Annotated in this window: 16 protein-coding genes; 8 read left to right on the top strand and 8 right to left on the bottom strand. The window is 42.4% G+C overall.

Translation table 11 applies throughout. The features are described from left to right. Positions 1–250: 250 nt before the first annotated feature. The 4 genes from V7L29_RS05375 to V7L29_RS05360 form a co-directional block, all read right to left on the bottom strand. On the bottom strand, positions 251–325 hold the full coding sequence (locus tag V7L29_RS05375; RefSeq protein ID WP_334734790.1) for a hypothetical protein: 75 nt from the start codon (positions 323–325) through the stop codon (positions 251–253). 173 nt (positions 326–498) lie between these two features. After that, positions 499–1,476, bottom strand: coding sequence for a hypothetical protein (locus V7L29_RS05370; RefSeq protein ID WP_334734776.1), 978 nt, complete (start codon positions 1,474–1,476; stop codon positions 499–501). A gap of 337 nt (positions 1,477–1,813) precedes the next feature. Continuing rightward, complete coding sequence (locus tag V7L29_RS05365) at positions 1,814–3,043, bottom strand: tetratricopeptide repeat protein (RefSeq protein WP_334734775.1); 1,230 nt, start codon at positions 3,041–3,043, stop codon at positions 1,814–1,816. Between the two features lie 73 nt (positions 3,044–3,116). After that, on the bottom strand, positions 3,117–3,245 hold the full coding sequence (locus V7L29_RS05360) for a hypothetical protein (protein ID WP_334734774.1): 129 nt from the start codon (positions 3,243–3,245) through the stop codon (positions 3,117–3,119). 604 nt (positions 3,246–3,849) lie between these two features. Here V7L29_RS05360 and V7L29_RS05355 point away from each other — a divergent pair. The 4 genes from V7L29_RS05355 to V7L29_RS05340 are packed head-to-tail and all read left to right on the top strand — an operon-like array spanning position 3,850 to position 9,330. Further along, complete coding sequence (locus V7L29_RS05355) at positions 3,850–5,343, top strand: sensor histidine kinase (protein WP_334734773.1); 1,494 nt, start codon at positions 3,850–3,852, stop codon at positions 5,341–5,343. A 19-nt stretch (positions 5,344–5,362) separates the two neighbouring features. Then, on the top strand, positions 5,363–5,791 hold the full coding sequence (locus tag V7L29_RS05350; RefSeq protein ID WP_334734772.1) for a response regulator: 429 nt from the start codon (positions 5,363–5,365) through the stop codon (positions 5,789–5,791). Positions 5,792–5,796: 5 nt separating this feature from the next. Beyond that, positions 5,797–6,840 carry a sensor histidine kinase gene (locus V7L29_RS05345; RefSeq protein WP_334734771.1) on the top strand — a complete coding sequence of 348 codons (1,044 nt, stop codon included), beginning with the start codon at positions 5,797–5,799 and terminating at the stop codon, positions 6,838–6,840. Positions 6,841–6,861: 21 nt separating this feature from the next. Then, complete coding sequence (locus V7L29_RS05340) at positions 6,862–9,330, top strand: GGDEF domain-containing response regulator (RefSeq protein WP_334734770.1); 2,469 nt, start codon at positions 6,862–6,864, stop codon at positions 9,328–9,330. 94 nt (positions 9,331–9,424) lie between these two features. Here the strand turns inward: V7L29_RS05340 and V7L29_RS05335 are convergent, their stop codons facing one another. Further along, positions 9,425–9,889 carry a hypothetical protein gene (locus tag V7L29_RS05335; protein ID WP_334688560.1) on the bottom strand — a complete coding sequence of 155 codons (465 nt, stop codon included), beginning with the start codon at positions 9,887–9,889 and terminating at the stop codon, positions 9,425–9,427. Positions 9,890–10,049: 160 nt separating this feature from the next. Here V7L29_RS05335 and V7L29_RS05330 point away from each other — a divergent pair, with 160 nt between their 5' ends. From V7L29_RS05330 to V7L29_RS05320, 3 genes are all read left to right on the top strand, one after another. Beyond that, the gene (locus V7L29_RS05330) at positions 10,050–10,946 is read left to right on the top strand and encodes a YihY/virulence factor BrkB family protein (RefSeq protein WP_334688561.1); all 897 of its coding nucleotides are present in this window, start codon (positions 10,050–10,052) and stop codon (positions 10,944–10,946) included. Positions 10,947–11,040: 94 nt separating this feature from the next. After that, positions 11,041–11,547 carry a DUF4112 domain-containing protein gene (locus tag V7L29_RS05325; protein ID WP_334688562.1) on the top strand — a complete coding sequence of 169 codons (507 nt, stop codon included), beginning with the start codon at positions 11,041–11,043 and terminating at the stop codon, positions 11,545–11,547. 19 nt (positions 11,548–11,566) lie between these two features. After that, a complete protein-coding gene (locus V7L29_RS05320) occupies positions 11,567–12,499 on the top strand; it encodes an alpha/beta fold hydrolase (protein ID WP_334688563.1) in 933 nt (310 codons plus the stop codon). Between the two features lie 1,000 nt (positions 12,500–13,499). Here the strand turns inward: V7L29_RS05320 and V7L29_RS05315 are convergent. Continuing rightward, positions 13,500–13,625 carry a hypothetical protein gene (locus V7L29_RS05315; protein ID WP_334688564.1) on the bottom strand — a complete coding sequence of 42 codons (126 nt, stop codon included), beginning with the start codon at positions 13,623–13,625 and terminating at the stop codon, positions 13,500–13,502. 715 nt (positions 13,626–14,340) lie between these two features. Here V7L29_RS05315 and V7L29_RS05310 point away from each other — a divergent pair. After that, complete coding sequence (locus tag V7L29_RS05310) at positions 14,341–15,006, top strand: class I SAM-dependent methyltransferase (RefSeq protein WP_334734769.1); 666 nt, start codon at positions 14,341–14,343, stop codon at positions 15,004–15,006. Between the two features lie 210 nt (positions 15,007–15,216). Here the strand turns inward: V7L29_RS05310 and V7L29_RS05305 are convergent, their stop codons facing one another. Together V7L29_RS05305 and V7L29_RS05300 are read right to left on the bottom strand one after the other, a co-directional pair. After that, positions 15,217–16,962 (bottom strand): fasciclin domain-containing protein, encoded by a 1,746-nt coding sequence (locus tag V7L29_RS05305; RefSeq protein WP_334734768.1) that lies wholly within the window; start codon positions 16,960–16,962, stop codon positions 15,217–15,219. 1,012 nt (positions 16,963–17,974) lie between these two features. Then, positions 17,975–21,226: a hybrid sensor histidine kinase/response regulator gene (locus V7L29_RS05300; protein ID WP_334734767.1), complete on the bottom strand. Its 3,252-nt coding sequence runs from the start codon at positions 21,224–21,226 to the stop codon at positions 17,975–17,977. Positions 21,227–21,260: the final 34 nt, after the last annotated feature.

The following is a 21,260-nucleotide window of genomic DNA, read 5'->3' as shown; positions in this document are numbered from 1 at the left end:
ATTGTTAGTAACATGGAAGAGGATTTTTATCAGTTGAAATCAAAAACCCTCGAACCGAATTACGTATTTGGTTCGGGGAGATTTTGCTATGTGGTGTTCCGATGAGTTATTCAGAATATCAGCTTAAAAAATAGTTGTGGAAATATCAGGTAGAAATCGGGTAGACAATCACAAGCTGAAACTAAAGCTGCTTCAGACGATAACCTAGTCCGTGAACTGTGTCAATAAAATCATCAGGAGCGCCAACTTATCAAAGTTGATTACGTAAACTTTTGATATGAGATTTAACAGTTTGTTCACTGGGTGGGTTTTGCAATGACCAAATTCGCTTAATAATTCCACCTCGACTCAGTACCCGGCGATCGCTAGAAACCAGCAGTTACAGCAGGGCATATTTTTTTGGAGTCAGGTATAAAATGCTCGTCTGCATATAGTTACTTTATAAGTGCTAGAATTTAAACGCAGATTTCTCCAACAAAGGTCAGCTGAAGTTCTAGATTATTGAGTTTGTCCAACAATTATCCAGTACATCCCATCTGGTGCAACTAACCCGAAAGAGGGTTCGCCAAATTCATTAGGCAAAATTGGGCTAACTTTAGTAGCAGCGCTGGCGGTAATGCGCTGATGAAAAGCGGTAATATCGTCAACTTGATAAGTGAAAAGACTCAGTCCCAAAGAACCGGGTTGAGAGTATTCCCGTTTATCTGGTGTGGGGTAAAGTGGGCTGTAGACTTGAAATAAACCCACAGATGTCTTGGGTGAAGCAAAACCTGAAAGATAAAACTCCTGCCCTTCATCAAGCATCAATGTCTGGCGAGTAGAAAGTTTTTCATAACCCGATCGCTTGGGGTTGCTCTCAAAGGGTACAAGTCCAAAAACCTCTGCGTAGAAAGAACTGAGGCTGTGATCCGAGATGATCAAACTGGAATGAGTTCCTTCGCTTACCAACAATGGGGAACTAGGATCAATCGTGCCGTAACCGGGTCTATTATAGTTATATCGCTGAAAAAACGCCTGTCGTGTCTGTGAACTAATCACAAACATTTCGCGCACCCCGACAAAGCGGTTATATAAACTCACTCCTAAATTGCCTGTAAACTCGATCGCGCGAACTGGTTCTGAATAAATCCAGTCTCCACCGTTAGCTTTATCATCGTTAAAAGCATCGGCCAGCGCATAAATATCTTGAACCAAAGAAGCAAACCAGCGGCTACCATTCACTACTGGCAAGGTATGACCTAGACCTTGATTACGAGGTTGTTTCCACGATAGCAACCGTACTAATCCATGATCTGATGAGTTACCATTTTGCAGTCGTAACGATGTCAAATCTGATGCATAACCGTAGAGTAATCCCGCCTGTTCTGCTGAGAGTTGTCCTCTATTGACCTCTCGATAACCGAACTCAGTCCAATATTTTAAAGTAGCTTCAATATCCTTTAAGCCAATACAGTTTTCAAAAATTCCACTAATCATTGCAATTTCCCTAAATTTAAGAAGTATAGCAATACCTTGTCCTAAAGGACACGCTGTTCGCGTTCGCCAATTTACGAGGGTTCAATTACATTCTCGAATAGAGACATTTTGGTGTTGTTTTCTAACGGGACTTTCACCGTTGACTCTGAGCGTTCGCGTAGCGTCCTGAAGAGAAGTTATAAAGCCTGCGGCATAGCTACGCTTAGGGCGCAGCCTCTCGTAGAGAAGTAAAAGTCAAAAGTATTATGGAATAAGCTCTTTAGGGCTTTTCAATGGTCGCTTATTTACGCCATGCTGTAGTAGTATGAATTGAGACTTTCCAACCTTTAAATATTGGCTACAAATTTGCTTTCGAGATTTTTTCAATTTGCTCAGTAAAGTATGCTTCCTGATGTTTGAGTTGTTGCGCTAGTTCTAACCCTTTTTGAAAAGCTGTTAGTGCTTGAGGAAATTCTTTGCGTTCTAGATACAATTGCCCAATTTGGTCATAAGCTTGCATCAACCCGTAAAAGTTGGCGGCTTGCGCCTCTATCTGCACAAGAATTTGGCTAGCCTGCAAAGCCTCGTCTGTTTGTCCTTGAGAACGATACAGCGCAATTAATTTCTGCAAAGCTTCACCAGCACGAACGTACTCCTGTAATTGCCAAGCAGTAGTATAAGCTTCTTGATAATTTTTAAAAGCTTCTAGCAGTAAGTTAGGATCTTTCTTTGCTAGAGATTCGTAATCTGAAGCGATCGCTAGCTTTAATTCTAGTATTTTAGTAAGATTATTTTCATTGACGTAAATTTCTGCTAATTTATTAAGTACATTCAATGACTGCTGTGGTTGTTTTGTCTGCTCGTAAATCTCAGCCAGCTGTTGCAGATATGTTATCTCGTTTACACGTTCGCCAACAGAAGTAGCTAAACCCAACAATTCCTCGTAGATTGGGGCGGCTTTGCGATAATCAAACCAACTCAAATGCAGTTCTCCAATTGTCTTGAGGATTTCTACTAGGGCTGTTGTATCTTTTTGCTGTCGCACCACTAACAAAACTTGGTCGTAAGCTTCCAGAGCTAGTTTAGGCGATCGCACATTTTGGTAAGCTTGCCCTAGCGATCGCCACAATTCTAGATCAATTTGGACAGTTTTTTTCTGAGATTGTACCTGCTTTTGAATTGCTTGCAATCGCTGCGTAATATATTGTACTTCTTGGCTGTCGTTTTGCTTCCAGGCGATCGCCCCGACTCGTGATAATGCTTGCACCTCTGGTAATGAACCTAAAAAGCGTCGCAAGCGCAGTTCCCGATTCCAAATTTCAAACGCTGCCACCTGATCCCCTGCTTGCAGTTTCGCTGCTGCTTCTTGGTTTAAGGCATCCAGCGCTGGTTCTAACTTTTGCTGTTCTTCGAGAGTTAACGGCTGTTTATCCTTGGGCAAACGCGGTAACAGTGGATCGGGTGTGGTAATTTCTAGGGGACTAGGAGGAAATTCATCCGGTGGTTTGGGCTTTTTACTCTCTGCCAGCGTCAAGGAGTTGCTAAAGAGTATAGCGGTAGTAACAATCACAATTAAGCGCTTGAGCATGGGTACTTTACCTTGCCTTGAGTTAGTTGCATGAGGTAATTGGTAATTATCCCCATGCCCTATTATTTACTAACTATTCCCCAGCTTTACAAGGTTGAGTTGAGGTACAAAAGTCAAGAGGAGCTATTGCGGTAGGCAGATAATGCTCAAATTGTACTTCTTGGGAAAACCCGCAAGGTAACAACTGGCGTTCAATAGTCAAGGGTTATTATCCTGCTCCCATACATTACTTTATGTCTCTATCTAGTTTACGTATTTAGTAAGTCAATTTAATATCAAGCTAATACAATCAAGAATTTTTAAGTGCAATTACTGATATTTTATAGTACATTAACATAATTTATGCAAGCGAAAATCTCTTGAAGATGGCTGCAAAAATATACTAAATAATTTGATTAAATTTATTATTGGCGTTCGCATCACTCAGAAAATATACCCTCCCAATAATTAATTAATACAGATATCCTTTATTAAAGCTAATTCGCTCTCGAAGTTAAGAAACTTGATATCAGTTTCCAGGACTATGACGAGTAGTGCCGTGAAAAAGTCTTGGCGGTGCTCAATTACAGTATGAATTCAGATCTAGAGACGCGATATATCGCGTCTCTAGATAGGTTTTGACATCAAACAAAATCATTTTCATACTTCTTATTCAGCAACCCCAATTTTTTCATGGGTGCTGTTTGGTGGAACGAAAATATAGCCGCTTAGACTGGGGCTGCTAGTCATCCTTCTCCTGTGGTCGCCGCAGGGACGGGTTTGCCACTTTAGTCAGCGACTACTTTTTTTAAATAGGAAGGTAAAAAATGGAATGGGCTATTTACAAAAAGAATACAGGCAGTTTTGTAATAGCAGTGGCAATTATGACTGGTGTTGGCGTCGTCTCTTATCTGAGTTTGCTTCAGTATAAAGAAAACGCTGAATGGGTCACACATACACTTGAGGTGCTAGAAAAGACTAAAGAAGTAATGTCACTGCTCAAAGATGCAGAGACTGGGCAACGCGGCTATCTGCTCACGGGCAAAGAACGGTATCTAGAACCCTATCGCGGTGCAACTGGCAAGATTGCTCAGAATGTTAAGGCTTTGCGCCAATTGACTACGGATAACCCCAATCAACAGCGGCGGCTTGATAGCCTTGAACCGATGATTGCCAAAAAACTGGTTTTTATTGAACAGACAATTAAGGCGAGGAGCGAAAATTTAGAGTCCGCACTGCAAATAGTTCAGACAGATCAGGGTCAGCAGCTCATGGAAGACATCCGAATGCTCACTACAGCTATGGAGAATGAAGAGAATCAGTTGTTGAAAAAGCGGTCAGCACAGGCAAACGCCAGCGCTCGTCAAACAACTTTGCTGACTATTTTTGGCAGCATTATAGCTTCTGTGATCGTCGGTTTAGCAGCTATGATCACCAATCAAGAACTCGTCAAACGCGAGCGGATGGAGAAGTCTCTGGAAAAGGCTCGCGATGAGTTAGAAATAGAGGTGAAGAAACGGACTACCGAACTTGTAAACACTAACAAAGAATTGCAAACTGAAATTAATCAGCGCAAAAGTGCGGAGTCAGAGATCCTGCGCCTGAACGTCCAGCTTGAACAGCGAGTCATTGAACGCACAGCACAACTCGAAGCTACTAACAAAGAGATGGAAGCATTTAGTTATTCTGTATCTCATGACCTGCGGGCGCCCTTGCGGAGTATCGACGGCTTTAGCCAAGCACTACTAGAAGACTATGCTGACAAGCTGGACGCACTAGGTCAAAACTACCTCTTGCGGGTGCGTGCGGCCACGCAGCGGATGGCACAACTCATCGACGATTTACTAAATCTGTCACGACTGACGCGCAGTGAGATGCGTTGCGAAAAGGTTGATCTGAGCGCCCTGGTGGAGGCGATCGCCACAGAGTTGCACAAAACCCAACCAGAACGCCAAGTAGAGTTTGCGATCGCGCCAGGATTGGTTACCAATGGTGATGCTCATCTGTTACGGATTGTCCTAGAAAACCTATTGGGTAATGCGTGGAAGTTTACAGGAAAACATCAAAAAGCACGGATAGAATTTGGGCTTTTGCAGCAAAATGACACCAATACGTATTTTATCCGTGATGATGGCACAGGCTTTGATATGTCCTATGTCGATAAACTCTTCGGTGCTTTTCAGCGCCTGCACGCCATGACTGAGTTTGAAGGTACTGGTATCGGATTAGCTACTGTGCAGCGGATTGTTCACCGTCATGGTGGCCGTGTCTGGGCTGAAAGCGCAGTTGAGCAAGGCGCAACATTTTATTTCACCCTTTAACTATAGGAAAATATACAAGATGATTTTATTAGTAGAAGACAATCCTGACGATGAAGCGCTAACCCTACGCGCACTCAAGAAAAACAATATTTTGAATGAGGTAGTGGTAGCACGCGATGGGGTGGAAGCCCTAGATTATCTCTTTGGTAGAGGTGTATACGCCGATCGCGACATGAGCGTTATGCCGAATCTCATCCTCTTGGATTTGAAGTTGCCTAAAATGGATGGTCTGGAAGTTTTACGACACCTGCGAACCGACGACAGGACAAGAATCCTTCCTGTAGTCATTCTCACCTCGTCCAAGGAGGAGCAAGACTTAATCAATGGTTACAGCTTGGGTGCCAACAGCTATGTTCGCAAACCAGTAGATTTTTCCCAATTTAGTGAATCAGTGCGACAACTAGGGTTGTACTGGTTTGTTTTAAACGAATCACCGCCGAGGCTATAGTTTAGATGGGTATGGGTACACCTCTGCGCGTATTACTTGTTGAGGATTCAGAAGATGACGCTTTCTTGGTGCTGCGGGAACTGCAACGTAGTGACTATCAAGTAACCTTTGAACGGATTGATACACCCACAGCCATGAAAGCTGCGATCGCAGGGCAAACATGGGATATCGTCATCTGCGATTATTCCATGCCCACCTTTAGCGCCCCTGCTGCATTGAAGCAGGTTAAGGAAAGTGGGCTTGACCTGCCATTCATTATCGTCTCAGGCACTATTGGTGAAGATACGGCAGTAGCCGCCATGAAAGCTGGTGCCCATGACTACATCATCAAAGGCAATCTAGCACGACTTACCCCTGCTGTTGCACGCGAGTTGCGTGAGGCACAGGTGAGACAGGAGCGTAAACGAGCAGAGGAGCAGATTAAAGCATCGCTTCAAGAAAAAGAGGTGCTATTGAAAGAAATTCATCACCGGGTAAAAAATAATTTGCAGATTATTTCTAGTCTGCTCAACCTACAAGCAGATTATCTCAAGGACAATCAAGCCCTTGAGGTATTCAAAGATAGCCAGAACCGGATTGAATCAATGGCTCTGATCCACGAAAAACTATATCAATCTCAAGACTTGGCAAGAATTAATTTTGCTAACTATATCCAAGATTTAGTAAATAATTTATTTTCTTCATACAACGTTAGTTCAAGCACTATAACCTTGAAAATGAACGTTGAAGAGGTTTTTCTAGTCATTGATGCAGCTATTCCTTGCGGCTTAATTATCAATGAACTTATTTCTAATTCCCTGAAATATGCCTTTCCCCAAGGGAAACCGGGAGAAATTTGTATTGAATTTTGCTCCATAGAAGCAAATTTATTTACACTTATTATCAGTGATAATGGTGTCGGTTTTACTAAAAAATTTGACTTTCAAACTACAGAATCATTAGGTTTGCGATTAGTAAAAGGTCTAACACATCAGCTCCAAGGCAATATCGATTTCATCAGCCAGAACGGAGTGAAGTATAAAATTATATTCCCAACTAAAAGTTTCTAAAATTATAAGTTAAACAAAATCATGAACCCAGTAAATATATTAGTTGTTGAAGATGAAATCATCGTGGCAATGGATATACAAAATCGGCTACGAAAATTTGGATACACTGTTCTGGGGCTTGCCGATTCTGGAGAAGAAGCAATTAAGAAGGCAGCAGATAATTCTCTAGATTTGGTTCTAATGGATATTCACCTCAAAGGAAATATGGATGGTGTGGAGGCCGCTCAGATAATTCATAATATTTTTAATGTTCCAGTCATATATCTTACTGCTAATGCAGATGAATCAACATTAGCTCGAGCAAAGGTAACAGAGCCGTTTGGCTATATTCTCAAGCCTTTTAAAGAAAAAGAATTAAAGTTCACTATTGAAATTACCCTTTCCAAACATCAGACGGAAAAAAAATTAAAGCAAAATGAACAATGGCTGACTACTGTACTTAAAAGTATTGGCGATGGTGTGATTACTAGCGATGTATTAGGAACAGTAACTTTTATGAATCCTATTGCGGAGGAACTGACGGGTTGGAATTATCCAGATGCGTTTGGTAAAGAAGCAACAGAAGTATTCAATATTGCTCATGAAAAGACTCGTACAATAATTAAAAGTCCTATTACACAAGTTCTTCAGTTGGGTGTTAGTGTCAATCTCCCAGAAGAGACAATACTTATTGCTAGAAATGGTAGAGAAATACCAATTGATGATAGTATTGCACCAATTAAAGATGACAACGGTAACATCACTGGTGCAGTTTTAGTCTTTCAGGATATCACCGAGCGGAAGCATATATTGGAGGCACTAGCGCGTCGCCAGCAAGAATTCAAAGCATTAGTTGAAAATGCACCTGATATCATTTCCAGATTTAACACTCAATTGCGCTACGTTTACGTTAATCCAGCTATTGAAAAGGTTACAAAAATATCAGCCGAAACATTTATCGGCAAAACAAACGCAGAGTTAAATCTGCCGCAAGAATTTTGTTGTATATGCGCTCATAAGCTCCAGCAAGTTTTCCAAACTAAGCAAGAGATAGAGTTTGAATGTAGTTTAGCGCTCGCTTGGCAAACAAAACATTACCATACCCGCCTTGTCCCTGAATTGGCTAGCGATGGTTCAGTATATTTTGTCTTGAGTATCGCTCGCAACATTACTGCTCTCAAACTTGCAGAGGCGCAATTAATTCATGATGCCTTTCACGATGTGCTAACTGGGCTACCAAACCGCGCCTTATTTATGGAACGGCTAGAACGTGCGCTTATGCAGACAAAACGACGTGCGAACTATACATTCGCTGTTCTCTTTCTAGACCTAGATCGCTTCAAAGTTGTCAACGACAGTCTCGGTCATATGATTGGTGATCAACTACTAACTGCGCTTGCTCGCAGATTGGAGAATTGCTTGCGCTCTGGAGACACAGTTGCCCGTCTAGGGGGAGATGAGTTTACAATTTTGCTTGATGATCTCAACAACATCAATGACGTAACAGGCGTAGTGGAGCGGATACACGAAGCTTTGACATCTGCGTTCAAACTCAGCGGGCACGAGGTATTTACTACCGTCAGCATTGGCATCGCCCTGAACAAGGGTAATTACAACCGACCAGAGGAACTCCTGCGCGATGCTGATATTGCAATGTATCGCGCTAAGGCATTGGGTAAGGCACGCCATGAGATATTTGATTCAACCATGTATACCCAAATTACGAATCTATTAGAGTTAGAGATGGATCTACGACGAGCAGTTGAACGCCAGGAGTTTCAGCTTCACTACCAGCCAATTGTTTTGTTAGAAACTGACAAGATTATTGGCTTCGAGGCTCTCGTTCGCTGGCAGCACCCGCAGCAAGGATTAATTCCTCCAAATAAGTTTATTCCCCTGGCGGAAGAAACTGGGCTGATTATCCCTATTGGTTATTGGGTACTCCGCGAGGCTTGTCGTCAGATGCGTGCTTGGCAGGTACAATTTCCTACTGACCCACCCTTGACAATCAGTGTAAATCTTTCCACTAAACAGTTTTCACAAACCGAGCTGATTGAGCAAATTAACCAAATCATCCAAGAGACTGGTCTGGAAGCCGGCAATTTAAAGCTGGAGATTACCGAAAGCGTACTTATGGAAAATATTCAATCAGCAACTTTTATACTCTTGCAACTGCAACAGATGAATATCCAATTACACTTAGATGATTTTGGCATTGGCTATTCATCCTTGAGTTATCTGCACCGCTTTCCAAGCAATGCCTTAAAGATTGATCGTTCTTTTATTATCAAAATTGGTGCTAATGGAGAAAACTTGGAGATTATTCAAGCGATCATCGCCTTAGCACACAGTCTAAATATAGATGTCATCGCAGAGGGCGTAGAAACGGTGGAGCAACTGACACAACTTAAAGCCATGAAATGCAAGTACGCACAAGGATATTTTTTCTCTAAACCTCTGGATAGCAAATCGGTAGAGACATTAATTGCATCTGGCATTCAGCCGAGATAAGGATAGGGTTAGGCAGCAATACGCTTGGGTTAAGCATTTTTCTTCTCTGTGCTTCTACAAGCCCCTGCTAATCGCCTAAGCGGTTAGCGACGGATTATTGACTCTCTTTTTTTCCTCCGGCTCGTTCGCGTGTCAAGCTATCAATAGCATCACCCAAGGCAGTAGTCAGGCTATTGCGGGTTTGGGCGTGGTTATCCTGCTCGGTTTTTAAAGCCTGCAAGAGGCGTGAGCGTTCTTTGATCACAGCGATGAGTTTAGCTTGCAAGTCCTCCACAGATTTTAGTTGTTCTATTTCTTGTTGGATCGCTGTTAGCGGTGTCCCAGCAGCCAGTGTCTCGACCTTAAGACCCTGGAGTTTATGTAGGTCTGCCTTAAGGGATGCGATCGCCTGTTGGGACAGTTGGGCATCTGTGCGGCGTTGTTCTGCTTCTGTGTTGTAAAGCTGACGCCATTTTTGGGCACTTTCCCAAGCAGCATCGCGATCGCTCTGAAGTCCTGCCATCTGCTCTTTGAGCACCTGGATTTCTGTCAACCACTGTTGTGTTAAATCTTGATTCATAAATAAATAGTTATTAGTCATTAGTTAATGGTCATTAGTCATTAGTCATTAGTCAAGAGTCATTAGTTAGGAACTCTCCCCCTGCTGCCCCACTCTCTATTCTTGCGGTGAAAAGATAGATGCGATCGCTAATAAACCCAACTAGTTTTAACTCTAAATCATGCCAAAGCCTCGTTTTTTCCGCTTCTTTCGCCACCTCAATTGGCACACGCTCAAAAAAACTTTTACCAGGACAATCGAAAGACGACTTTTGGGACTCGCCTCGGAAATCGCCTTCAATGCCATGCTATCGCTGTTTCCAGCAATTCTGGCTTTGATCACAGCCATTGGCTTATTGGCAGAATCTTTGCAAGCCACCTTTAACAAACTGGCGAATCAACTCAGTCAAATCCTACCTGAACAAGCACTGGATCTGATTCGTGATTTTGCCACCACAGAAATTACCAACTCCAAAAACAGCGGTTTGTTTTCTCTGAGCTTTGTATTAGCAATTTGGACTGCTTCTGGGGCGGTAAGTACCGCGATGACAGCCCTCGACCAAATCCATCAAATTCCTCCAGAAAAGATACGCCCCTTTTGGAAAGCCAAGCTCATCTCTCTAGGATTAACAGTCGGTACTATGTTGCTTTTAGTATTGGCTTCTTTATTAGTGTTTACCAGCGATTGGCTATTGGCAATGGTAGTGCGCGGAAATAGCTCTTTGATCTTCTTGTTGCATCTTTGGCAGTTGTTACGCTGGCCTTTAGCTTTAAGTATTGTTGCTGTGGCCTTTGGCTCTGTCTATCGCTATGGCCCAAGCGAGTGGAACTCAGGCACGCCAATGATGCCTGGAGCAATTTTAGCAGCTATTTTTTGGGCAATTTTGTCAGCCCTATTTCGGCTTTATGTGGCAAATTTTGGGAATTATAATAAAGTCTATGGTGCAGTCGGGGCTGTGATAGTTTTAATGCTTTGGCTGTCGATGAGTGCTGCTGTTCTGTTAATCGGCGAGCAGTTGAACGTGACTGTCGGCGAAGATATGCGCCCAAAAGCACAGTCAGAACCCCTCGAAAAATAGAAAATATAGCTAAAATCTCTGAGGAAATTTTTGCAAAAGCTCAGTAGAAGAGTAGAATATCTAACGATTCAATCCAAAGCTAGCGATCGCCTTTATGCCTGATTCTTCTTTTCGGTTTTCAATGATTGAACCTGATGCTAAAGCACCCACCTTGAAACGCCTGCGTCAGTTAAGTCGGCTGCTGGATAATGTTATTACCATTCCTGGTACGCAGATTGGTTTTGGTCTAGATCCAATTTTAGGACTGATACCTATTGGTGGTGATTTTTTGGGAGTCATATTTTCTAGCTACATCATCCTAGAAGCAGCGCGGCTGGGTGTATCTAGAGCCACTTTAGGCAAAATGGTTTTGAATGTGATCATTGATGGTTTAGTAGGAGCTGTCCCAGTTTTGGGAGACTTTTTTGATTTTGCTTGGACAGCTAACACTTATAATCTCAAGCTCTTGGAAGAGTACTTAAAGTTTCCTAGCCAGCAAAAGCGTGCAGACAGGTGGTTTATCTTTGCCGTTTTGGCTGGATTGTTGCTAATCTCCATTATTTTAGTGGCATTACCGATAATACTAATTAGAATGTTGTGGAACGCCTTAACTGGCACTTAAATTATTTATTGATAATCGAATGAAAGATTGGTGGCAAGCTACTTTTCCTAAAGGGCGGCAAAGTCTAGTTATTACTGATGCTAAAGGATATCCTGTACAAATTGCTTATGGCGAAAAAGGTAAAGGGAAACCGTTAATTTTATTACATGGCATGGGGAGTTGGAGCTATAATTGGCGCCACAGCATAGCACCATTATCTAAATATTTTCGGGTAATTTGTTTTGATGCCAAAGGTTTTGGTTTTTCCGAAAAACCATTGTTTCGTAGGGAACACGACGGTCATCAAGTTATTGAGTTTCAAAGAATTATTCAGGCATTATGTGATGAACCCCCAGTGATTGTGGCTGAATCTCTAGGGGGATTAGTTGCCCTTGCCCTTGCTCAAGAAAATCCGCAGTTAATCAGGCAGCTTGTAGTCGTAAATGTACCTGTTTTTACTGAACGTCTACCCCATTGGGCTATGTGGTTACTTGCTCAAATGCCCCTGGAAATAATGCAAACAATTGACTCCTTACGTCTGGCATATCTGTTTGCACCTCTATTTAGAGAAGTTATGGCAATAGAAAGACGTGGGGTATTATTTGATCCATCAATTTTGACACAAGAAGATGTCTATTGGATAACTTACCCGTTTATTGAACTGCCTGGTACGGTTGCAAAAGTCGCTGAAGAGTTACAAATAGCAGCGCGAGAAATTGAGAATTGGCAAGCAAATAAGCCAAATATGCTCACCAAAATTCAAAATAACCTAAGTGCAATTAAGTGTCCTACACTAGTTTTGTGGGGCGATCAAGATAGTTGGTTTCCTGCTAGTCATGGTGAAAAATTGCATCAGCATATTCCCAATTCCAAATTAAAAATTTTATCTAACTGTTATCATGATGCCTCAACTGGTGCTTTTGAAGTGTTGAATGCAGCGATTCTTGAGTTTTTACGAGATACTGACTTATAAAAAGAATTTATGTTCAATTGAGTTGATCGTTGTTTTTTTTGATTGGTATATTTGAGAGCGATGCCTACGGTGGTCACGTCGCTTCTCTACGAAACGCTGCGCGTAGCAAGATCCCCAAAGGGATACGCTCCCAATTCAAAATTCACGCATTTAAAATTCAAACATTTTTAATCCCATAATAAATTTAGCGCAAAGTCTGAGCGGAGGTTTCCGACGCTCTCTACGAGACGCGCAAGGGACGCGGACTCGCTCTAAGCGTTCGCGTTAGCGTCTCGTAGAGAAGCTATGCCGTTGGCGTTCGCGAACAGCGTGTCGCAGACAAGCCTCTCGTTCGCTGTCTTCGTCTCTGAAAGAGAAGAGAAGGCTTTACGCTGCGCTATCCGTTGGCTAGCAAATACCGTAGGCATCAGAACTTTGTAAGAGAGGGGCTTGTATCATGAGTCTTTGTCGGTCACTGAGCGCGGCCGTTGTGCGGGCTACGCCTACGCTAAATAAAAAAGAGTGGGAGGAAGCATATCAGTCAGCTTTCAAACTCCCACTCTGCCATTTGCTGCTGAAGTGAACAGGAATGTATACAGACGTTGCCCGTTATTTAGGGGCTAATGCGTACTTCGACAACAACGCCCGCACGCATTTAATATTCCTGTTGCAGCAAATGCCAAACCTAATTATTGATATTTATCTGCTGAGAAAAACCCTCTGCAAATAATTAGTATAGATATAGCAATACTGAATCATTCGGGAGAAAACACGTAAGAGGAAATCTAGTTTAATTTTTTACTATTTCTCTACGTATCTTTTTGGGAAAAACTCCTATGAAATAGTTTGTTTAACTCATAAATCAAATGTTAAATTTTTTACTTGCTAATAGAAGATGAGTATGGTGTTTTTTCATAATTCACTTAAGATTGCTATAGTTTTTATTTTTGTAAATCACTTAGTAGATAGTCTTTTACAAGTGGTAGCCCCTGATAACAAAACCTTTGAAGTCGTTTATCTACTACAATTTAACTGGGTTAATCAGAATCTGGTTGCCATTTTGGCAGGTTTTTAAATTTCCTGATTGTTTGTCTGTTGCAGCACCGTCGCCTTCTGCTGCTTTTCTGGTGGATAACCATATTTCCACAGCAGGCGCTTGACTAATCAGCGTAGATTCGCTTTTCCCGATTCGGGAAATAGATGTATAACGATGTAGAACAGCTTACTCATAATTGACACTTAAGATTTAGTAGCTTTGGCATTTTTACACCCAGGTTTAATTGCTTAATATGCTAACCAAAATATTAATTAATTCAGTTCGTATCGAAATATGCGCCTAATACCAATTCACAATTCGCAATGACGCTCGCGGACTCGCTAACGCTGCGCTAACGCAATTCAATAACTTAGATGCAGCAAGGCTTTGAGGGTTTATACCAATTCTGTATGAAGATGCGCCAAAACTATATAAGAAACGAACCGCGAAGGCCGCAAAGGACACAAAGAAAGAAAGAAAATTAGGCGCAGCCTCACAAAGAAATGGTATTACATTTGTTTCATTATTTTAGTGAATTGGTATAACACAGCCTGCAAGAATTTTATTTTTACTTTATAAATAGCCTCTAAGCAGCAACTGCCGCTTCTTGTTCACTGGGAAGTGGATATATACTGACGAAAAGCTTTGTCGCTTTAATGCCCAGTGAGCTTGCGGGGATAACTGGGATCAACATCTAATAGCAGTAAATCTTCGCCCTAAGCCTGTATTAGACGAAGACAACAAAGATTAAGCTCACTAGGAATTCCTGATAAACCACTCTTGGGCGATAGTATAACTGTAGATTCTTTCAATTCTCTGATCTACTATGCCAAAACAGTCTATAGGTCTTGACAACCAACTCTACAATTATCTTTTATCCGTTTCGCTGCGAGAACCGGAGATTCTTCGGAAGTTGCGCCAAGAAACTGCCAGCCATCCCCAAAGCATAATGCAGATTTCACCAGAACAAGGGCAGTTTATGAGACTACTGGTAGAACTCATTCGAGCCAAGAAAACCCTGGAAGTTGGTGTATTTACAGGTTACAGCTCACTCTCAGTTGCCTTAGCCCTTCCTGAGGATGGCAAGATTATCGCTGCTGATGTGAGTGAAGAATTTACTGCTATCGCCCGCCGATATTGGCAAGAAGCCGGAGTTGCCGATAAAATAGATCTGCGATTGGCACCAGCTTTGGAAACTTTAGATGAACTATTGGCAACTGGCCAAGCCGAAACATTTGATTTTGCTTTTATTGATGCTGATAAAGAAAATTATGATGGATATTACGAGCAATCGCTGCAATTGGTACGTCCAGGTGGATTGATTGCTATTGATAATGTTTTACGGTCAGGAAAAGTTGCTGATCCGCAAAATCAAGATCAAGGCACCCAAGCTATCCGAGCGCTCAACGAAAAGTTACATCATGACGAACGGGTAACCCTTTCCCTTATCCCCATCGCTGATGGACTTACTTTAGCAATCAAGCGACCTTAATACAGTTTAATGCCAACTTTCTATTATATCATGTGCGGTAAAATACACATAAGAAAAACTTTGGTTAATAGTGAGGACTTTAGTCCTGACTACGGACATTTTTTACTTAGATCGATTAACCAGACATGATATTATAGCTGTTTTCAATTTGCTGGAATTCAGTAGGGTAGCACAGCTGTGCTACCCTACCGCGTCTCTATTTCTATTTACTTAGAAGTTATAGCCAACTCCTAATTGTAGTCCTACATCAGTATCATCCATAAAAGCAGCATTTACACCACCTGTTAGCGTAAGTTTAGAACCGAGAGGAAGGTCTACACCACCAGTTAATAGTAATCCAATATCAGTATCAGCATTAGCTTCAATTGCTACGCCAGCACCTATGTAAGGAGATATAGCAAAGGTTCTTTCACCCACCGAACCTGCTCTGCGGGGAGAAAAATCCAAAGTTACGGGAACTAGAAATACTGTATCGTCCCCAAAGATCACCGATGGTCGCACTGATAGATAGTTTGTTAGACCAAGTTTGCTGATTACTGTAAAGTTAGTATCGCTCAGAGCTGTATCGTCGCCGCCCAAACCAATGTTACCCCCAACCCCGATGTAGCTTCTGCCACCACGAGTAGCTCTACCTACTTTAACATCAGATGTCCCATTAGTTCCTGTTGGTGGCTGATTTAACTTACTGATATTAACATCAGGCGGGATCAGGACTTGGTTAATTGCATAGATAACACCATTGCTAGCTTTGACATCCGCCTGGATAACTTTGGCATTATTCACCCCCACTTGATTGTTAGCGCGATCGATTTTAATATTTACAGGTCTTCCTTCATCGGTTCTCAGTTCTCCAGCCGAGAGTTGACTAGAAGTTACTGCACCAGGAACCACATGATATCTCAAAATCTTAATCAATGCTTCTCTGTTCTCTGGTTGCTGTAACTGTTGTAAGGTAGCAGCAGGTAAAGCAGCAAATGCTTGATCGGTGGGAGCGAAGACTGTATAAGGGCCAGGCTGTTGAAGAACTTCTGCTAGACCGGCTGTCTTTAATAAAGAAGTTAGAGTTGTAAAAGAACTACTAGATGCAGCAAGAGAAACAATATCGGTACCAGTTTGAGTTCCACCGACAATATACTGAGTAGCTGGAAGATTGCTCGCAATCGGTTGCACCCTTCCCTGTTTGACCAAAGCTTGATATAAAAGTGCCGCAGCTTCTGCACGAGTTAAGGACTGTTGCGGATTGAGTTGTTTTATATCTGGATAATTTACAACAATATTAGATTGTGTTGCTGCTGTCACACTACTAACAGCATAGTTCGGGATACTTGAGGCGTCATTGTAGTAGGTGCCCAGATCACTACTTGTTCCAGTGCTGCTAGGAGTTAAACCTAAACCACTCGCTAAGGCAACGATCCCCTGCACTCTCGGAATTTCTTGATTTGGTCTAAACACATTCCCAGGATAGCCTGCTAGAAATCCAGTTTCATAGGCGCTCTGAATTGCAGAAGCTGCCCAGTAGTTAGCAGGAACATCACTAAATCCACCTGAGCTTAATTGCCGAACCCGGTTTTGGTTACCGAAAGCTTTTTGAATTAGGGCGGCAAATTCAGCACGAGTCACAGCTTGATTTGGCCTAAAGGTGCCATCAGGAAAGCCAGCAATTACGTTATTGTCAGCTAGGGCTTGAATGAAGGGACGCGCCCAATAATCTGAGGAAACATCAGACAAGTTAACTGTTGAAGCAGGCGATGGTGTCGCAGGTGATGGTGTCTCAGGCGATGGTGTCGCAGGTGATGGTGTTTCAGGCGATGGTGTCTCAGGCGATGGTGTCGTAGATGGAACAGTATTTTGAGCTGAAGCTCGGGTAGAAATTACGATGGGAGTTATTGTAGCAGCTGTCATTCCCAGAACTAGCAAAGAAACCCTTGCTGATGACCAACGAAAGAAACTAGACATGGAAATATCCTCTTTTCAAATTCTTGGATTGACTATTGGAAAATACTGGATGCAAGGTTAAGTGAATACAAATATCGAGATAATTGTTTGGTTTGCCTCGATATGAAAACTACAACTATAACCATTAACTCTGAAAAATTCAAATGTTGGACATTAAATGTTGGACATTATGAGTAGCTGCTCTGATATTTCATAACATTTATCAAAATGTTCACTATACATAGTATGTGATTCCTATTTGCTTTTTAAAGTTCCGCAGTTCGCACTAATAAGGATAAGCAGGGATACTGTGGTAATATGGTATGTTGCAACAATAAAGATAATTAGTGCAGGTAGGCGATTTTATTAGTTCTAAAATTGCAGTCAAGCAGTAAAATAATCGGACTTTAATAGCCGTCTCTTCACAATTGCCGAGGAGGGTTAATGCCGTCAAGGTTAATGCATCATGATCTTTAGCAAGATTTAATAAATAAAATGTCTCTTGGCGATTATGATGTATTGTTAATTTTTTATCAAAATTATACAACTAACTAAGGGCTGGATTTTTAAAAAAAACTTTCACTCTTTAGATAGTTGTCTGTGATGGAAAATTTTAAAATGTTAGATTGGAAATGAGCGATCGCAATCAAAAATTTCCGGCATGATTGCGCCAAGATTTTTGGCTATGAATTATTTTTCGCCAAAGATAATTTTATAAAAATGAACTCACAGATAAACTATTAATCCAGTTGCTAGTTACTCTTGCACGCGATACCTACGGTAAGCTCGGCTAACGTAGATGCTCACTTAAGCAATAAAATCCTCTCTAAGAACAAAATTAGCAAGGATATATGCTAAACGAAATAATTTTCTAGACTATCCTCTGCTGCTGACAAATCAGTAGATCCTGAAGATGTTTTGCTGGAAGGCGCTACTACAAATACAACCAGAACCCAAGAATTTGTTGATTATCATCCCGCCACGGAACGCCCAGGCGAGGAGCCAAAGACTGGGAATGAAGAGAAATAGAGTTTTATTTACGACTTTGCCTTAGCAAATCTGCTATTGAGGTTAGTAATTCAGTTGGTTGTACTGGTTTGGCAATGTGTTTTTGAAACCCAGCTGCTAAGACTCGATGGCGATCGCTTTCTCCAGCATAGGCGGTAAGGGCGATCGCCGGAATTTCTCCTCCCTCCTCTTTTGGCATGGCTCTGAGCAGCCTAATCAGGCTGTAGCCATCCATCTCAGGCATTCCTAAATCACTGATTAATAGATTAGGTACAGTCTGTGCTACTATAGACAACGCTTCAGTCGCCGATGCTGCGACAGCTGTCAGCGCCCCATTCTCTTGTAGGAAGAAGCGCATAAACTCCCGTGTGTCAGCATCATCATCGACAATCAATATCCGTAGTCCGCTGAGAACTGACGAGTTAAATTTTCCCCCTGCTCCCCCTGCTCTCCCTGCTCTCCCTGCTCCCCCACTCTCCTTCATCAGTGGCAGTCTAACAGTAAAAATTGCTCCCTGCCCAATTCCTGGACTAGCTGCGATCGCAGTACCACCGTGCAACTCTACTAAGTGGCGAACTATTGCTAATCCCAGTCCTAGTCCGCCAAATTTTCTGGTTGTGCTGCTATCGGCTTGACGAAAATATTCAAATACGTGGGGTAGGAATTCCGGGGAAATACCTTGACCTGTGTCTTTAACTTGAATCAGTGCTGAAGGGGAAGTGAATTCCCGACTCAATGATAGGCTGACTTCCACAGATCCATGAGGGGGAGTGAACTTGACAGCGTTCGAGAGTAAATTCCCTACAACTTGCTGTAAGCGATAATAATCGCCTAATACTTTGCCAACATTGGGGTCAAGCTGTATTTTTATCTGGATGGATTTGGTTTCTGCTATTAACCGAACTGTTTCTAATGCAGCATCAATTACAGCTACCAGGTTAACAGTGGCAAAAGTCAGGTTCAACTTACCACGAATAATTCGGGACACATCGAGTAACTCATCAATTAATTGAATCTGCAATTGAGCATTTCTTTCGATGGTTTCCAAAGCACGATTTGTAGTAACTTCATCAAATTTGCGGCTTTTGAGTAGCGATGACCAACCTAGAATCGGGTTGAGGGGCGATCGCAGTTCGTGGGAGAGAATAGCGAGAAACTCATCTTTGTTCCGGTTTAACTGTTTGAGTTCCTCTGCTTGTTGTCTAAGTGCCTTTTCTAATTGCTTGTTGGGAGTTAGATCAAGAATAAAACAAATCCAAGACATCGGATCTCGCTCCACCAAGGCACCACCAATTAGTATAGGAATGCGGGAACCATCCTTGCAGATATATTCTTTTTCATAAGGAGTACATACTCCAACCGTTAAAAGTTGCTCTAACCCCTGCTGATCAAGAGCATGATATTCAGGTGGGGTGATGTGTCGTCTGTGTACCTTACCTGTCAATAGTTCCTCTCGCGTATAACCCACCATTTCTAGAAAAGCCTCGTTCGCCTCAGTAATGTAGTCAGGAGTGGCGAACATAATGCCAATAATGTTGGAATCAACTAATCGCCTTAATTGAGTTTCGCGCTGGCGCAAATCATTTTCTGCTTGTTTGCGTTGGGTAATATCCTGGGTAGTACCCATCATCCGTACTGCCTTACCCTCGGCATCGTAAAAGATGCGACCTTTAGCAGCAATCCAATGAATACTACTATCAGACCAAAGGCTGCGGTATTCAATGTCACACTCAACCTTTTCCTCAAGAGAGCGGGCGATCGCTTCATGGATGCATTGGCGGTCTTCTGGATGTACACAGTTGAGGAAAATCTCAAAGCTGATTTCGGCTTCTGGGGACACTCCAAACATCTGATAACATTTCTCTGTCCAAATTACCTCGTTGGTGGTGATATTCCAAAACCACATGCCCAGTTCCGCAGCAGTAGTGGCCAACCGAATCCGTTCTTCACTCTCGCGCAGGTTTGTTTCAATTTGCTGGCGTTCACGCAGCACAGCTTGCTGTTCGGTAATATCAGTAGTAGTACCAACGACCCTGACTATCTGACCATTTGCATCCCGAACAGCAAACGCCTGGTCTTCCACCCACAAATAGCGACCATCTTTGTGACGCACTCGATACTTAATGCTATAACGGTTTCCATTGGCCATACTAGCCATGAACTCGTCATTAACTCTTTGTTGGTCATCGGGGTGAATGCGTTCTTGCCACCACTCGAAGGTAGGTTCAGCTTCTTGTTGTGTGTAGCCAAAAACCTGGGTTAGACCCTGAGTTCTTTCCACAGTATTTCTCTGAATCTCCCAGTCATAGATTAGGCAATTAACCGCCGCCGCTGCTAGCTCAAACCTTTCGTTACTTTGGCGCAGGGAAATTTCTGTGTGTCGTCGCTCTGTAATATCAAAAGCGATCCCTAAAATATATTGCGGCAATCCATCAGCAGTTCTGCTGTACACCGTGTCATAGCTACAAAACCAGCGCCACTCTCCATTAGCGTGTCGAATCCGGTACTCAAAGCTGAGGACTTCGCCATTACCAGCAGAATTAAATCTTTCCAAATTGCTAGAGAGCCGAGGCAAATCTTCAGGGTGGAGAAGTTGGGTAAATAACTCCTTTCCCATTGCCTGGATTTCTGCTGGTGTGTAGCCCCAACTTTGAGCAATTTCGTAATTAACGTAAGAATTTCGTTGCTCAATTAGGTCATAAATGTAGAGTATCCCCGGAAGAGTACCAGCAATTTGTTGAAACAGACGTTGACTATCCCAGTGTGCTTTAAATTCATCTGCATCAACTTGTTGAGTATCTTGAGCACAGCTACAGTTTTCTTGAAGCTGCGCGTGCTTAGATTCAGTAATATCCGAAAAAGTTGTCATGATCGCGTAGGGAGTGCTGACTCCAGCTTGGAACAGAGGTTGTGAAGACACCAATAGCCAGACTAGCTGACCATTTAGCTTATAAAAACCACACACCACATTCAAGCAAGGTTTACCTGTATTTTGGGCAATGATCGCAGGGTAAGTTTCACAGAGGAAAGGAGAACCATCTTCATGAATAAATTGCCACCTGGGATCAAGCAAATTTTGCCCCACAAGCTGTTCTGCGGTCAGTCCCAGAATGCGATCGCAAGTTGCATTACAAGCCGCAATAGTGCCATCGGCCAACTGAAGCACCATTCCGTCTTCTTTCCTGGCTATCAACGAATAATTTGCTTTTTTACTAACTTGGGGGTGCAGCAGCTTCTCATTAGCCAGCTGGTTTTGGGATTTTTCCGCGTCTGGCATTCTATAAAGTTATATAAATTAAAGTTAATGTAAG

The organism is Nostoc sp. (genome assembly GCF_036916575.1).
Lineage (GTDB): Bacteria > Cyanobacteriota > Cyanobacteriia > Cyanobacteriales > Nostocaceae > Nostoc.
Note: the sequence above shows the minus strand (reverse complement) of the source record. Positions and strands in the feature narration are given on the sequence as shown.

Excerpts from the sequence above, each read along its gene's own strand:
- V7L29_RS05370 (WP_334734776.1), bottom strand. The coding sequence starts at position 1,476 with ATGATTAGTGGAATTTTTGAAAACTGTATTGGCTTAAAGGATATTGAA.
- V7L29_RS05365 (WP_334734775.1), bottom strand. The coding sequence starts at position 3,043 with ATGCTCAAGCGCTTAATTGTGATTGTTACTACCGCTATACTCTTTAGC.
- V7L29_RS05355 (WP_334734773.1), top strand. The coding sequence starts at position 3,850 with ATGGAATGGGCTATTTACAAAAAGAATACAGGCAGTTTTGTAATAGCA.
- V7L29_RS05350 (WP_334734772.1), top strand. The coding sequence starts at position 5,363 with ATGATTTTATTAGTAGAAGACAATCCTGACGATGAAGCGCTAACCCTA.
- V7L29_RS05345 (WP_334734771.1), top strand. The coding sequence starts at position 5,797 with ATGGGTATGGGTACACCTCTGCGCGTATTACTTGTTGAGGATTCAGAA.
- V7L29_RS05340 (WP_334734770.1), top strand. The coding sequence starts at position 6,862 with ATGAACCCAGTAAATATATTAGTTGTTGAAGATGAAATCATCGTGGCA.
- V7L29_RS05335 (WP_334688560.1), bottom strand. The coding sequence starts at position 9,889 with ATGAATCAAGATTTAACACAACAGTGGTTGACAGAAATCCAGGTGCTC.
- V7L29_RS05330 (WP_334688561.1), top strand. The coding sequence starts at position 10,050 with ATGCCAAAGCCTCGTTTTTTCCGCTTCTTTCGCCACCTCAATTGGCAC.
- V7L29_RS05325 (WP_334688562.1), top strand. The coding sequence starts at position 11,041 with ATGCCTGATTCTTCTTTTCGGTTTTCAATGATTGAACCTGATGCTAAA.
- V7L29_RS05320 (WP_334688563.1), top strand. The coding sequence starts at position 11,567 with ATGAAAGATTGGTGGCAAGCTACTTTTCCTAAAGGGCGGCAAAGTCTA.
- V7L29_RS05310 (WP_334734769.1), top strand. The coding sequence starts at position 14,341 with ATGCCAAAACAGTCTATAGGTCTTGACAACCAACTCTACAATTATCTT.
- V7L29_RS05305 (WP_334734768.1), bottom strand. The coding sequence starts at position 16,962 with ATGTCTAGTTTCTTTCGTTGGTCATCAGCAAGGGTTTCTTTGCTAGTT.
- V7L29_RS05300 (WP_334734767.1), bottom strand. The coding sequence starts at position 21,226 with ATGCCAGACGCGGAAAAATCCCAAAACCAGCTGGCTAATGAGAAGCTG.